At 41.8% G+C, this 14,193-nt stretch carries 13 protein-coding genes; 7 read left to right on the forward strand and 6 right to left on the reverse strand.

Going from position 1 to position 14,193, the window contains the following annotated elements; all coding sequences use genetic code 11:
• Positions 1–224: 224 nt before the first annotated feature.
• Together WKF66_RS14820 and WKF66_RS14825 are read left to right on the forward strand one after the other, a co-directional pair.
• A complete protein-coding gene (locus tag WKF66_RS14820; RefSeq protein WP_489675248.1) occupies positions 225–842 on the forward strand; it encodes a S1C family serine protease in 618 nt (205 codons plus the stop codon).
• Between the two features lie 37 nt (positions 843–879).
• Positions 880–1,719, forward strand: coding sequence for a PDZ domain-containing protein (locus WKF66_RS14825; RefSeq protein ID WP_489675249.1), 840 nt, complete (start codon positions 880–882; stop codon positions 1,717–1,719).
• 41 nt (positions 1,720–1,760) lie between these two features.
• Here WKF66_RS14825 and ccsB read toward each other — a convergent pair whose 3' ends face one another.
• The gene (gene ccsB, locus WKF66_RS14830) at positions 1,761–5,021 is read right to left on the reverse strand and encodes a c-type cytochrome biogenesis protein CcsB (RefSeq protein WP_489675250.1); all 3,261 of its coding nucleotides are present in this window, start codon (positions 5,019–5,021) and stop codon (positions 1,761–1,763) included.
• Positions 5,022–5,170: 149 nt separating this feature from the next.
• Between ccsB and WKF66_RS14835 the strand changes: the two genes are divergently transcribed.
• Together WKF66_RS14835 and WKF66_RS14840 are read left to right on the forward strand one after the other, a co-directional pair.
• On the forward strand, positions 5,171–5,491 hold the full coding sequence (locus WKF66_RS14835; RefSeq protein ID WP_489675251.1) for a hypothetical protein: 321 nt from the start codon (positions 5,171–5,173) through the stop codon (positions 5,489–5,491).
• Positions 5,492–5,542: 51 nt separating this feature from the next.
• Positions 5,543–5,758, forward strand: coding sequence for a hypothetical protein (locus WKF66_RS14840; protein ID WP_489675252.1), 216 nt, complete (start codon positions 5,543–5,545; stop codon positions 5,756–5,758).
• 102 nt (positions 5,759–5,860) lie between these two features.
• Here the strand turns inward: WKF66_RS14840 and WKF66_RS14845 are convergent, their stop codons facing one another.
• Complete coding sequence (locus WKF66_RS14845) at positions 5,861–6,478, reverse strand: competence protein CoiA family protein (RefSeq protein ID WP_489675253.1); 618 nt, start codon at positions 6,476–6,478, stop codon at positions 5,861–5,863.
• Positions 6,479–6,627: 149 nt separating this feature from the next.
• Here WKF66_RS14845 and WKF66_RS14850 point away from each other — a divergent pair, with 149 nt between their 5' ends.
• A complete protein-coding gene (locus WKF66_RS14850; protein ID WP_489675254.1) occupies positions 6,628–7,098 on the forward strand; it encodes a hypothetical protein in 471 nt (156 codons plus the stop codon).
• Here WKF66_RS14850 and WKF66_RS14855 read toward each other — a convergent pair.
• Positions 7,095–7,772 carry a 3-keto-disaccharide hydrolase gene (locus WKF66_RS14855; protein WP_489675255.1) on the reverse strand — a complete coding sequence of 226 codons (678 nt, stop codon included), beginning with the start codon at positions 7,770–7,772 and terminating at the stop codon, positions 7,095–7,097. The genes WKF66_RS14850 and WKF66_RS14855 overlap by 4 nt on opposite strands.
• A gap of 82 nt (positions 7,773–7,854) precedes the next feature.
• Here WKF66_RS14855 and WKF66_RS14860 point away from each other — a divergent pair, with 82 nt between their 5' ends.
• Positions 7,855–8,613, forward strand: a complete 759-nt coding sequence (locus tag WKF66_RS14860; protein WP_489675256.1) for a hypothetical protein — start codon at positions 7,855–7,857, stop codon at positions 8,611–8,613.
• A gap of 2 nt (positions 8,614–8,615) precedes the next feature.
• Here the strand turns inward: WKF66_RS14860 and WKF66_RS14865 are convergent, their stop codons facing one another.
• Positions 8,616–9,296: a DsbA family oxidoreductase gene (locus WKF66_RS14865; RefSeq protein ID WP_489675257.1), complete on the reverse strand. Its 681-nt coding sequence runs from the start codon at positions 9,294–9,296 to the stop codon at positions 8,616–8,618.
• 127 nt (positions 9,297–9,423) lie between these two features.
• On the opposite strand from WKF66_RS14865, the gene WKF66_RS14870 reads away from it, so the two are divergent.
• Positions 9,424–10,617, forward strand: coding sequence for an MFS transporter (locus WKF66_RS14870; RefSeq protein ID WP_489675258.1), 1,194 nt, complete (start codon positions 9,424–9,426; stop codon positions 10,615–10,617).
• On the opposite strand, the gene WKF66_RS14875 is transcribed toward WKF66_RS14870, so the two are convergent.
• Positions 10,618–12,780 (reverse strand): GH92 family glycosyl hydrolase, encoded by a 2,163-nt coding sequence (locus tag WKF66_RS14875; protein WP_489675259.1) that lies wholly within the window; start codon positions 12,778–12,780, stop codon positions 10,618–10,620.
• A gap of 72 nt (positions 12,781–12,852) precedes the next feature.
• Positions 12,853–14,124 (reverse strand): Gfo/Idh/MocA family protein, encoded by a 1,272-nt coding sequence (locus WKF66_RS14880; RefSeq protein WP_489675260.1) that lies wholly within the window; start codon positions 14,122–14,124, stop codon positions 12,853–12,855.
• Positions 14,125–14,193 lie beyond the last annotated feature (69 nt).

The following is a 14,193-nucleotide window of genomic DNA, read 5'->3' on the forward strand; positions in this document are numbered from 1 at the left end:
GTGGCCAGAGTAACACTGTTTTTGCGCAGACTTATCCCGAGCTGCTTACAACATAAAATTAGGGGTTTTGTATCAATTTTACAAATAAAGTTTCAAAAAAAGCATTTATTTACCATTTAGGCATGGAAGTTGTTACTGTAGCCCACTTTTATATAGACTAAAACCAATAGTAACGGTGCAAAATAGTGTTGAAACAAAACGATCTTTAACTAAGTTTGATAATCATGAATAAGTTTGGATTAATAGCAATGACGGCTATTGTAGCCTCAGTTGTAAGTTTTGGCACTGTTAAACTTGCATCGTTTTCGTCTGGCGATGACGCCGGCACTAACACTTTTGGCATCACTGGTGCAAGCGCGAAAGGTCGAATAACTGCTGAGGCGCCAAATTTCATTAACGCAGCAACTTTAGTGACGCAATCCATCGTTCATATAAAGGTGATGGTCAATAGAAGCACTTCCACGAGCGGCCGGTATGACCCCTATTTCGATAGTCCCCGTCAATCACAAGCAGTGATGGGTTCTGGTTCAGGTGTGATCTTTAGTTCAGACGGATATATTATTACTAATAACCATGTGATCGAAGGTGCCTCCGCAATTCAGGTTATTCTTACTGATAAAAGGATCTTTGAAGCCAAGCTTGTCGGTGCAGATCCGAATACTGATCTTGCCGTGTTGAAGATTGCTACCAAAGATTTGAAGCCTATTGTAGTCGGCAATTCAGATCAGGTTCAGGTTGGTGAATGGGTATTGGCCGCGGGCTATCCATTCTCACTGAATACAACAGTTACAGCTGGAATTGTAAGTGCAAAAGGTAGAAGCATAGGTAATAGGTCAGAGTGAGGAAGGACAACGTAGGGCTTTAGGCAATTCCACAACAATGGGGTCGGCAGTTGAAGCATTCATTCAGACTGATGCTGCTATAAACCCTGGAAACAGCGGTGGTGCTCTTGTTAATACAAGCGGTCAGCTAATCGGCATCAATGCCGCCATAGCTTCTCAAAGCGGCAGTTATGAAGGTTATGGTTTCGCAATCCCAGTAAATCTCGCCGACAAAATTGTTAAAGACCTGATCAAGTATGGCGCTGTACGACGCGGCTTATTGGGGGTAAGCTTTCCTCAACCTTCTACGGAGGATCAGTTTTTAATTGAACAAGGAATTAAGCCTGGGAGTATAAGAGGTGCTTATGTAACTGATGTTCAAACTGGAAGTGCTGCTGCTCAAGGAGGCTTAAAGGCCGGCGATATCATTCAAGGAATCGATGATGCAGTAGTGAGCTCTTCTGTTGAACTTTCCGAACGCATTGCCAGACATAATCCGGGTGATGTGGTCAAATTGAAATATAAACGTGGTGATCAGAATTCAACCATTAGTGTAACGCTTAAGGCACAAGAGGCAGCACCTAAATCATCGACGATGACTGATGCCGATGCCATTGCTTCGCAGCTAGGCGCTTCCTTTGCACCACTGTCCTCTGCATTTAAGCAGCGGTATGGTATGCCAAGTGGTCTTGGGATAAGTAAAGTTGAGGCAGACGGTCTCCTCGCAGAGATAGGCCTTCAAAGCGGCTCTATCATCCTGAGCGTAAACGGCTACAGGGTGAACAGTCTTGCTGATATGGTAAATATCTTCAAGGCTTCCAATAATGGTATTATGCGATTCGAATGCTTAACCTCCGAAGGACAAAGGGTGGTGTTTAACTTATCATTCGGGGCCTAAAACCTATTGCAATGAGACCAGCCTACTATCGTTGCGACAGATTAAGCCTTTGCTCCCTTACCCCTGGCTTTAAACCTAATATATGATATCACTGCTAATATGAATACACATACAAGTGTGATATAAACCCAGGAAGGTATCGGCACTGGATCACCCTGAGCATAAGAATGCAGACCTGTTAAATAGTAGTTCACACCGAAATAAGTCATGATGATTGTGGAGAATCCTATCAAAGACAACAAGTTGAAAAGATACTTGCTTCTTAAGCCTGGTATGAGTCGGGTATGTAGGATGAATGCATAAACGATCACTGAAATAAACGCCCAGGTTTCTTTAGGGTCCCAGCTCCAATATCTCCCCCAACTCTCGTTAGCCCAGATACCGCCTAAAAATGTGCCGACAGTAAGTAAGAATAGACCGATGGTTAACGACATCTCGTTCACAATAGCAAGTTCGGTTACTGAAGCTTTAACTTTAGCACTGATCTTATCGCTATCAATTACAAACAAGATTAAAACGACGGTACCAATAAGGGCGCTTAGGCCAAAAAAGCCATAGCTGGACGTAATAATAGCCACATGAATCATTAGCCAGTAAGATTTCAATACCGGCACCAACATGGTGATTTGAGGGTTCATTTGTGAACCTCCATGAGCAAAACCCATTAATATAACCGCGATTAAACAACCAGCCGCAGGGATAAAAGCATTACTGTTTCGGTACATCAATAAGCCTGAAAGCACGCCAATCCAACTAATAAATAGAACTGCTTCATAACCATTGCTCCAAGGTTCGTGACCAGATATGTACCAGCGAACGCCTAAGCCTACTGCTTGCAACGTAGCAGCGATAGCTATTAATATCAACACAAAAGATACTACTCTATTTAGAGTTTTTGAAGTTCTGAAAAGCTTTAAGAATGCCAGGGATAAAATTGCCGCTCCAAGTAATGCATAAGCGATCATCAAGTTTAAAAACAGATTCCAGGAGTTATAGCTTACTTCAAATGCTACCTTAGTTGAAGAAGGCACCACGCTTTTGCCATATTTCTGTTGTGCATCGCTGATGCTTTTAAGTTCAGAATCTGCAGCTTGCCAATTACCAGTCGCCTGACCCTGGTTAACAGCAGACACATACCTGTCAAAAGCATTTGGGGTAGCTGTACTGTCCATATTGATGGTAGACATCGCCTCCCAGGTGTTGTTTTTGTCGCCAACAATAGGAAACACACGCAGGTATTGTCCACGTATCAATTGTCCCATCGCTTCTAGCTTATCATTCAAATCAATCAGATCTTTATCATGGCTATCCTGGTCAGAAGCTTTTTTAGCAAAAGCTTTCATGTACTCTTCCCTTAACACAAATTCGGCACTACCATCGTCGTGCATCCGAATCAGATTTACCATAGAAGTATATCCCTCTGGCGTCGCATTTACGGATTTAAGAATATCTTTTCCTCCTTTGGTGTTGACCTTGAATATTGGCACATTGATCCAATTGAAGGGCCGGGTGGACATTGACAGGAAAAACTGATTGGCGTTTAAAGAATAAAAACGGTCTTTGCCATGAAGTTTCCGAAGGATCTCCAGTGCCATCGTATTTACCGGCTCAATCCTGCCATCAATGTTCTGAACCAACAGGTGACCGAACTTATCTGCATGGGCAGGATCTATCTTGAGTTCGGCTGCAAATTCAGCAGCATTCATGTTTTCTACTGGTACAAACGGTCTTACCGGAGATGCGGGAGCAGTTGGTGCCGGACCATGGTCGTGAACCTCTCCTGGCTTGTGCACATGTTCGGTTCCATCTTTTCCATGCATGTCAATTTCCTGACTGAAGGCTGAGCCAACCGGAAGGAAGAACAAAAGCAACAACACTGCTTTAGATTTTGAAAGCGATTTAAGCTGTTCATTTAGCTTAGAAAAATGAGTTCCTTTCCAGAAGAGCGTCACAAATAGTCCAAGAAATAAAAATGTATAACCGATATAAGTAACATTTGTACCTAGTTCGTCGTGATTAACAGACAATACTGTTCCCTTTTCATCCTGATCAAAGCTGGATTGGAAGAAACGATAACCAGAATGATCTAATACATGATTCATAAAGATTTTGTAAGGGGTCTCGTTAGGACCTTCTTGAATAAGTATATCTGATGAATATGCAGCTGGACTATTACTACCAGGATATTTCTCCATCGTAAATTTCGCTAATTTAAGTGCAAAAGGCGTTTTGTATATTTTTGAACCGTAAGCCATTGAGATCTTTAAGCCACCAACTTCACTTTGGTGCTGGAAGCTTGTTGTTCCTCTGCCTCCGGAAAAGGCGACAGTATCTACCGCGTTGGCCGTCGTGACTTCCACTTTTACCAAATCGAGATCGTTTTCATGAGTACGTTTATCTCCTTCGAAATACTCGACACTACCGTTGACCGCTGGTTCAGGAACTACAAAACCAAGGTCCCCATAAGTATATAAACTGCGGAGGTTAAATGGTTGCGGAACATTCTCACCTGTTACCACTTTTCTTTCCTGTGTCGCCATGATCATATAATTTCCTTCATATGGGGAAGAGATCCGGAATTCACCTGTAGTATTATCAATGTTAATTGCCCCGACAGTAGGTTTATTAAAACTGACTAGCAGGTTTTGTATTAAAAGAACAGTACCAGATGGTATATATTTATTGATACGCTTTCCACTTTCTGAGACTACCATATGTAGTATCGGCGTTCCTGAAGCATTGCGTACCAGGGTATCTTGAGCCCTTGAATAAAAATCAAGAACTTTTAGTTTTACGCGTTCTCCTTTATAATCGTACTCAGAAACGAAGGTCTTCTTAAATGGTTTTAAGTAGCTTGGAATTTTATTGGAGATCAAAATAGCACGTACATCATCATAAGCTAGAACGTCCTCACCTTTAGCAATCTGAACCTTAAAAAAAGTAGCGTCCGAAATGACATCACTACTTGAGTCACCTTCCCTGATGTGCATAGATCCTTCGAAACTAACATATCTGGTAATGTATCCCCCGATAAATATAATGATAAAGGCAAGGTGAAAGACTAATAAAGGCCACTTCTTACGCTGAGTTAACTGATATCTTTTAATATTCCCAACAAAGTTAAGTACTAAAATAAGCATGACCAACTCAAACCACCAGCAATTGTAGATCAACGCCTTTGCTACAGGTGTTCCGTAATCGTTCTCAACAAAGGTGGCCATGGCCATAGAAAAAGCATAGATTAAAAGCATTATGCCTGTAGTTCGGGTAGAGAAAAGGATTTTGGCTAGGGTTTTAAACATTAGTATTGTTAAATGAGGTTTCAAGTCAGTATTTGGCAAAGATGCCGCTAGAAAGTGACAAAAATAAAACACTTCTGTATTATGGCAAAAATAAGACTTTAATAGGCTTTACGATATATCTCTGAAGAACTGGTATATTCGCCCCTATTATGGGTTACGCAAAAGAAAGAGGAAAGCTTGAACAGCTACTAACAAAGATAAAAAATATCAGTATTTACGATGAAAAGAATCTTGCGATTCTTGTTGATTTTCATGAGAAATACTCCCATACCGTCCGGATTTTAAAAAACAAAGAACCTGAAACTTTTGAAGCACTTTATAAAGTGGAACTACAGTCTGTAAAAGACGGTCGTAAAGCCTTGAAAGAAAGTGAAACTGACGAAGCAAAACAGCGCAACTTCCTTGTTTATAAAGCTTCAATGGAAACAGCCTTAGAAAAGACCATTCAAGCGACTATCGATTCTTTGTAACGCAAAACAAATCCATTTTTGTCCTGTTTAGATGGTATAAAATCATTAAATATGGAAAACCAGGATCAAGAAAATACCGAAAATACGAAGGATAATAAGGATAACACCGGTTACAGTAAAGGTGAGTCAGAATATGCGGATGGAGCTGGGACACAACTTGATGATGCTATCGGACGTGAGAACATGGGTTCAAAAGAGAAGGAACAACAAAGTGGAACGTCTGAGGGGGAAGCTGACTTCGAAAGTCCAGATGACGACCCAGCTTAAGCATTAGAAATTCTATTAAGATAAGTCGAACCATAGCGTTCCACTTATCTTCTTCCTTGTACCATCCGGTACGACCCGTTCGACACTAGTCGTACATTCAGATCAAAGTATTTGCAAGTACTGACTAATGAACGACTGCCTTGGTATCATATGTAAATAACTGTAATCGCCCGAAAGTTGCTTGCGGTGTTTCAATTGGTATAGAAAGTGACCCCCAAGATCAACGATAATTGGTGACTGCGCTTGATACCATACCCGGTGTGGATGCTTCCAGCAAAACGAGTAGTAATGGGAAGTGAGCGGTATACTGCGTAATTCCGGATGATGAAACGTTAGTGATTTCGGCTTTCCCTGACCATTCATAATGTCTGATTTCCTGATCATTTTCAGATGATCAGAATGACAAAACTCATAACCAGCTAAACGAGTGTCGTTTATGTCTGGGAGACTTTTCAAGATCCTAAATCCTTTAAATTTCTTGCCATTTAGTATCCAGATTAGTTTAGGGTAGAAGGCTTCTCTACTCGTAAGTTCATCAATACAGATTGGAGAATTCTGGAACTCTAACGTAGTTCCGCAAGGCGTGTACACGTCTGCACGATGCAACTGACCTAATGCCTGGTCAGCAAAACTCACTTCCCTAAAACCAACTGGAAACGCGGTCTTCCAGTCCCGGTGCCATGGGGTTTCTCCAAAATATTGAACTTCTGCACTTACCACAGCACAAATCTATATTAAAAGTGTTAGTATTCAAAGTTTTTGAATGCATGTAAGAATTCTGATCCTAGCCTTAGTACTTTGTTGGTTGAAGTATTTTGGAAAACAAATTATATCCTTTACATTGGGAGACCTTTAAACCAACAAACAACTTGAAGTATAAATTTACAATTGACCAATATCCGGATGCTGCTTTTGAATTGGAATCGTCGGTCTGGACTGGGCGGTCATACTTATCCAAGGATGGGACAAGGCTTAAGCAAACAACAGAAAAAGGCTTTCCCTTTCTGATCCCCACCAAGAGTGGAATAGTTAAAGGGTATCCCAAATCGACTTTTCCAGATTTCGCACCCACTTTAATCATCGACGGAAGGAAACATCTGGTGGCACCAAAGCTGGAATGGTATCAGTTTGCACTAAGTGCATTACCGGTATTGCTTGTTTTTGTAGGAGGCGCCGTTGGTGGTGCTTTGGGAATTGCCGCAACAATATTTAATTTTCAGGCTTTTAGAAGTGAAACCAATCTAAGCACAAAATATGCTAGGGTTATCCTGACAAATGTCGCTGCTTACATCGTTTTCCTGGTCCTCGCTAATCTGGTATTGAAACAGCTCAACGGTTAATTGGTAATTGTATGAATGTATTCTTCAATTTTAATGTCCTTGTAAAAGATCTCGGCACCTTCTGACTGAAGTAAAATACGACCGCTGTCACGGCTAACATATTCACCTTCATTCACTAAAATGCCATTGACTAGAAAGTTGAATTTACCGTTTTTGGAGATGATTTCTACCTTATTCCATTCTCCATTCTTCCGCTCGCCATCTCTAATTTTCATCACCATCGCATAGTCTTTTGGCTCCGTCTTAATTCCATCAACAAACGCCGTAACACTATCTACCAACCATAAATCACCAACATCACCCTCCTGAATCTGACATTCTACAGATTTAGGCCAAATCTTATCCATCTTTTCTACGTTATAACAGACACCTGCGTCTCTTTTTTCACGTTCCCTGGGCGGGTACTTCTTTTCACCCCATTTAAATTCAAGAGAGAGATGAAAATCCTTATAGATCTTTTTTGTAGCGATATACCCAAATTCCTGACCTGAAACATGAAGCATACCATCTTCTATTTTAAAGACATTTTGCGGGTCCTTATCAACGCCCTGCTTTTGTAAAAACTTTGTCCAGCCTTCCAGATCTTTCCCATTAAAAATAGGTTGCATTTTATTAGTTTGAGCATTTAATACTGCACAGGGCAATAGAGCTAGTAAAAATAGAATTCGTTTCATAATGGTTTTACTAAAGTAAGGAATTAGTAAGTAAAGACGCAGTGATAGTTTGAATTTGCTAGCTTAGATTTTTAATATACTCATGAAACACATCCTTAATTTCAACGCTCATACCCACGACTTCTGGCCTATTTATGATGCCATTGTTAAATTCTACCCAATCGGCCTTAGGCGAGATGAGCAGTCAATCTTCTTTGAATACCCGGGGATTAAAGATCTTGAAAAAGTAGTGGTTGACGTAATTCACAGGGAAAATGAATTCTACCAATCTTGGTTGGCTTTTGAAAGGGACGCTGCAAGCACATTCAATAAAGAATGTCAGGGGACAACTATGGGTCAGCAACCGGCGCTCAGCACAGACCTAATTCTTGAAAAGACAGAATCGGAGAACTTTCTTAACATAAAAAAGCTAAGAATCAATCTCAGTTTAGTAGGGAACTTCTTCACCATTTATGGCATAGATGAATCTGCGTCTCTCGAACGACAAGACGGTCAGGTCACCCGAAGTTATTATGCGATTAACACGGTAACAGTTTCTCCTCACAAGGAATTCGAACAGCCTTTCAAAGAAGTGCAAAGCTTATTGGAAGCGCGCTTTAGCGAGTATAAATTCATCCCATTTGCTATACATTCAATGATAATTACTGGCTTGAGGGTAAGGTATTCAGATAAAGAAGTCTGTACGGTTTACGACGCCCTGTTCAATGGAAACTTAGACTATCTTGGCGAAATGACTTTTAAGCGTGGTGATATGTTTTATGGTTACGAAGAATATTGGAGAATTCCCAACACAGAGGATGAGGACATAATCGTTTCCATCTCACCTCCCCCAACCACTTAATTCTAAACGCTGCGGACTTCTATCAGCCATTCTTCATGAGCCTTTTCTAAAGTCTGCAAAAATGATTGTGGTGGCTGTGCGCCAGAAACAGCGTACTTCCTGTCAAAGACGAAAAAAGGAACACCCGTCACGCCAATTTCTCTTGCTTCGTTAATATCCGAACTTACCTGATAAGCATAATGATCGTTATTTAAGGCTTCCTCCACTTCGATAGAAGAAAGTCCCACTTCCAGGCCAATCTCCTTTAAGACGTCTGTATCACCAAAATCCTTACCTCCAATAAATGTAGCATGAAACAAACGTTCTTCAGCAAGATCTCCTAATCCCTTTTCTTTAGCTAAGGCAATAACACGATGCGCCTTGAATGAATTCGCCATAACAGATTTGTCTAAACGGTACTCCAGCCCGGCGTTTTTTGCCATTTCCGTCACTTGAGCATGCATGGCCTGAACTTGCGGCCGACTGATCCCTTTTCGAGAAGCGAGATATTCATAGACATCCAGATCTTTTGCACCTTCTGTAGGTAGCTCTGGATCCAGCTGATAACTCTTCCAAATCAATTCAATATCTTCTTTTGCTTCAAATTGCGCAACTGCCGTTTCATAGTTCCTTTTGCCAATGTAACAAAAGGGGCACATTACATCGCTCCAGACTTCCACTTTCATTCTACTTTCTGTACTCATATCCATTCCTTTATTAAAATTCAAATATCTGTTAACCATCTTGTATTTAACCGGCTTACGAGACTTTATTACACATTGAAAACAATTAAGTATCTACAAACAACATCAAATAATTACTTTTACGATATTGGAAAATCTAGATAAAACAATTGCAGCCAAAGGAGCAACAAAGGCCATATTTCTGGTATGTGGAATCGGCATCTCCAGCTGGGCACCGATGGTACCTTATGCAAAAGAGCGATTGGCATTGAATGATGCAAATCTTGGATTGCTGTTACTCTTGCTGGGCGGCGGTGCCATTGTGATGATGCCTGTCACAGGACTATTATCCCATAAGTTTGGTAGTAGAATTGTAATGCTATGGTCGGCCATTTTTATCGCAGTACTTTTACCACTCCTACTTTTCATAGATTCTACCTTTTGGATGGCGATTGCACTCTTCGCTTTCGGTGCCGCAATAGGCACTATTGATGTCGCGATGAACTCACATGCCGTGCAGGTACAAAACAAGTTTGGCAAACCCATCATGTCTTCCTTCCACGGTCTGTTCAGCGTTGGCGGTTTACTCGGTTCTCTAGGACTTGGTTTTCTTATAAAACTAGGCCTGGAACCACTGGTTGCTATTTTATCAGTCTCAGGAATGCTGCTCTTTATTGCCATTTGGAAGTACAGAAGCTTGTATACTTTCTCAATGGAGAAAGAAGTGATGGCAGAATTTACCGCAGCAATAACAGATGGTCCTGCGAAAAGATTCACCTGGCTGACCGCGAGTTTACTCTATTTAGGATTAATGTGTTTCGCTGTCTTCCTATCCGAAGGTGCAATGCTCGATTGGAGTGCGGTATTTCTGCGCGAAAACCGGGGTGTTGATCCTGCGTTGTCAGGCGTGGGATATGCTGCTTTTTCGGTAGCGATGGCCATTATGCGGTTGCTGGGTGATAAAATCGTTTTAAAGCTTAAAGGACCGATAGTGGTAATCGGTGGAGCACTTATCGCATCTACCGGCTTATTCCTGGTAGTGTTCAACACCTGGCTGCCAATGGTGCTTCTCGGGTTTGTACTCCTGGGTATTGGAGCAGCCAATATCGTCCCAATCTTCTTTAGCGAAGCAGGGCGTCTAAAAAACGTTCCTGCTTCGGTTGCGATTCCGGTAGTGACGGTTATGGGCTATACTGGCCAGCTGGCTGGTCCTGCCCTTTTGGGTTTCATTGCTTATCACTATTCGCTGGATGTTGCCATGGGCTTCACTGCATCGCTGCTGCTCCTGGTTGGAATCGCCTACACCTTAAAAAGCGCCGGCAAAACGACCAGTATGCCTTAACTATTTCGTGGCAATATCAATCGTACCCCCATTTTTAAACAGGTCGTGCGATACGAAATACCCTTTATTTAGTTTTCCATTTACCTTGATCGAGGTAATTGCTCTCCCCTTTCCTGGCTTTTTTATAGTAATTAATTTCCCATTGCTGGTTCTCCATTTCACTTCGTCAAACAACGGAGCGGTTACCAGATACTCAGGGTCAGTTGCAGAAAAAGTATACAAGCCCAGGGCACTGAATACATACCAGGCAGACATCTCACCGGCATCATCCATGCCTGAAAGTGCTAAACCTTCCTTGCCAATCCCGTAAAGATTATTCAAAATGGTATCCAGGATTTTCTGAGACTTTTCAGGCTTATTGATAAAGTAATACGCAAATGGAGCCTCGTGATCTGGCTGATTCCCATGACAATACTGACCGATCATAGTTTCAACGTTTCTAGCAATATGTTTAGGGTTCCATGGCAACGTAAACAGGGAGTCCAGTTTCGATTCAAAACCTGCCGGACCGCCATAAAGCTTGATTAAACCTGGCATATCATGAGGCGCAAAAAACGAGACTTGCCAGGCATTTGCCTCCCGGTACATATACTCATAATAAGGATACTGAGGATCAAAAGGCTTAATCCAGTCGCCATTTTCAAGTCTGCCTCTCATAAATCTTGTCGAGGGATCAAACATGTTTTTGTAATTCTGAGATCTTGCCATCAAGGATTTGTAATTTGCACTATCACCTAGTTTCTTTGCAATCTGTGCGAGAGAATAATCATCATAAGCGTACTCTAAAGTCTTAGAGACTCCAGCCTTAGCCTTAGTTTCTACATGTGGATTTGCAACATCGGGATCAGAAATATACCCTTTGGAGATGTATTCCGCTATATGCGGCCTTGCCCCTGGAGAAACATTTGCGTTTCGTAACAGGATATCGTAGGTTGCTTTGACATCAAAGCCGTCAATTCCTCTTAAATAGGCTCCCGCTATTGATGATGTGCCATGATCGCCGTGGAAGAAGGTGGGTATAAATCCCGTTTTCTCACCTACATTCTTCATAGACTTGATCACATCAAGCGTAACTTTTGGCGAGATCAGACCCAGCAGCACATCTTTGTTGCGATACGTATCCCACAAAGATGGTTCGGTGTAGTAATTGAAATCAGCCTTAGACACATTCCGTTTGGCATCTGTAAATTCTCCATTGATGTCACTACGAAGTGCAGGCCATAAAAATGAACGGTATAAACAGGAATAAAGCATTCCTTTTTGCTTATCAGTACCACCTTTAACCTGAACAGAAGAAAGCAGCGTTTCCCAGGTATCATTAGCAGTTTTACGAACCTGCTCAAACGTTTTACCAGCGATTTCTGCTTCCAGATTGAGTTTTGCATTTGCTACACTCACAAAGGAAAGTGCTATTTTAACCTCGACAGCTCCCGTCGAGCCATCACGAAGGTGCGCTATTGCAAAACCTGATCGCTTTCCTTCGTCTTTTTTCTCGAGCCTTTCTACAGGAGTGTTTACAACAGCGTAGAAGTAAATCCTTTCTCCAGCTTGCTGGAACCCCTTCAGAATGTTTGTTCCCTCTTGTTCTATATTCCAATTGCCAACTCGATTGTTGGCTCTTGCAAGATCAAATAGGATTTGCCTATCCGTGTTATTTTTATATTCATACTTATGGAAGCCGCATCTCAACGTGGATGTAAGACTTACATTAACCTGATAATCTTCCAAATACACCTGGTAGAATCCCGGTGATGAACTTTCATTCTGATGAGAAAACTTAGAACCAAACTTTGCGCCAGGACTAGACAGCGGTAACATTGGAATATTGCATAAATTCCAGTGTCCCTTATTTGTATGCGTGAAGCCATAGATCATATTGTCTTCATATTCATACCCTGCACCGGATCCGTACTCCGTCATTGGGCTCAGCTGTACCATTGCATTCGGAAGTGAAGTGCCTGGAAAGGTTAATCCTGCCCAGGAGCGCCACCCTTCTGGTAATTCATAACCTAAGATCTTTGGATCGGTAAGTGGTGCGGTACCTACAAAAGTGTTTACATATTTGGTATAGGTACTGTTTTTCTGACCATAGGAAAATGTGCTTAGTCCAGAAAGAAGTAGAAGTAAAAAAAGTAGGTTTTGTAATTGGTTGAGTTTTTTCATCAGTTCAGAGAATACTTTGTGTGTATCGTAAAGATATCATCTTTAAATAAAATAATTCCTAAAGCTTTATTATTAAAGCTTTACTGGTTTACCTTCCTTGGCAGATCGGTAAATGGCCTCCATAATTATATGGTCACGCAACCCCTCTTCTCCTGGTGTTTTCGGGTTCTTGTTGTTGATCAGGCAGTCAGAAAAGTAGTCCATCTCCTCAGCAAATTGATTCACCTCTTCCATACCAATCTCCTCCTGTCGCTCCAAACGGCCTTCTGCCCTTGCGGACTTCAGTTTTTGCCCCTTATATGCGTAAGCTTTGTCCATGCTTAACCAACCTTTATCACAAAGGACAGAATAGGTTCTCTTTTCGTGAACATTATAATCTGTGACGCAACTTGCAGTAACGCCACTTGGAAAACGCATCTGCCAGGATATGAGCTCTTCCACTTCAGTGAACAGAGGATTTCCGGGAGTACTGTATTGATAAGCAAATACCTCGTTAGGTTCCTCAGCCAATATAAAACGGGTAGTGTTCAAACAATAAAGGCCAATATCTGGAAGTGCACCACCACCGGCAAGGGCCTTCTTGTGTCGCCAATGATCTGGATTTGCACTACTTTGAGAGTTACAGGCCTCAACCAGCTTAGGATTACCAAATTGTTTATTTTGAATAAGCTCTTTAACTTTCAAATTGTGCGGTTCATACTGAATCCTATAAGCAATCATCAGTTTAACGTTCGCTTTCGCACAAGCATCAATCATAACCCGGCAATCTTTGGACGAAGTTGCCATCGGTTTTTCACACAAAATATGCTTTCCCGCCTTAGCTCCCCGCACCGTGTATTCTTTATGTAAAGCATTTGGAAGAACGATATAAATGACATCTACTTCCTGGTTCGTCTTCAATTGGTCGAAGGTATCATAACTGTAGCAGCTTGCCGGCTTGACCCCGTATTGCTCAGCGACCTTCTTCATTTTGTCTGGACTTCCACTTACAAGCGCAACAAGTTTAGATTTCTTACAACTACTTAAAGCAGGCAGGAGTTCTTCGAGCGTTAAATGTCCAAGTCCTACGACAGCATAACCAACCCGTTGATCTGGCGGGAGTGGTGTAGGTGTTGGTCCTGATTGTTGGTCGACGTCAGACTTCCAGCGTTCCAGCACAATGGGGTCTTGAGCACCAGCAGGTACTCGCGCTGGAGGGGAACTCACGTTGACTGAAGATTGTGCACTAAGTGAGCCGGGAGCAATCGTCTCTATTGCAATGCCTCCAACGGCACCTACAGCAAGTGATTTGCCAGCAAACGATAGAAAATCTTTTCTACTTAAAGGGTGATTTGGGTTTTCCATAAATCTGTTATCATTAGGTGATGATAACAGTTAACCATCTCGACTATAGAATGTTTAAGCGATAGTTCC

Origin of the sequence: Pedobacter sp. (assembly GCF_037719805.1) — a bacterium.
Lineage (GTDB): Bacteria > Bacteroidota > Bacteroidia > Sphingobacteriales > Sphingobacteriaceae > Pedobacter.

Bases quoted from the DNA above. Each gene is read 5' to 3' on its own strand.
- WKF66_RS14820 (WP_489675248.1), top strand. From the start codon at position 225: ATGAATAAGTTTGGATTAATAGCAATGACGGCTATTGTAGCCTCAGTT.
- WKF66_RS14825 (WP_489675249.1), top strand. From the start codon at position 880: ATGGGGTCGGCAGTTGAAGCATTCATTCAGACTGATGCTGCTATAAAC.
- ccsB (WP_489675250.1), bottom strand. From the start codon at position 5,021: ATGTTTAAAACCCTAGCCAAAATCCTTTTCTCTACCCGAACTACAGGC.
- WKF66_RS14835 (WP_489675251.1), top strand. From the start codon at position 5,171: ATGGGTTACGCAAAAGAAAGAGGAAAGCTTGAACAGCTACTAACAAAG.
- WKF66_RS14840 (WP_489675252.1), top strand. From the start codon at position 5,543: ATGGAAAACCAGGATCAAGAAAATACCGAAAATACGAAGGATAATAAG.
- WKF66_RS14855 (WP_489675255.1), bottom strand. From the start codon at position 7,772: ATGAAACGAATTCTATTTTTACTAGCTCTATTGCCCTGTGCAGTATTA.
- WKF66_RS14860 (WP_489675256.1), top strand. From the start codon at position 7,855: ATGAAACACATCCTTAATTTCAACGCTCATACCCACGACTTCTGGCCT.
- WKF66_RS14865 (WP_489675257.1), bottom strand. From the start codon at position 9,296: ATGAGTACAGAAAGTAGAATGAAAGTGGAAGTCTGGAGCGATGTAATG.
- WKF66_RS14875 (WP_489675259.1), bottom strand. From the start codon at position 12,780: ATGAAAAAACTCAACCAATTACAAAACCTACTTTTTTTACTTCTACTT.
- WKF66_RS14880 (WP_489675260.1), bottom strand. From the start codon at position 14,124: ATGGAAAACCCAAATCACCCTTTAAGTAGAAAAGATTTTCTATCGTTT.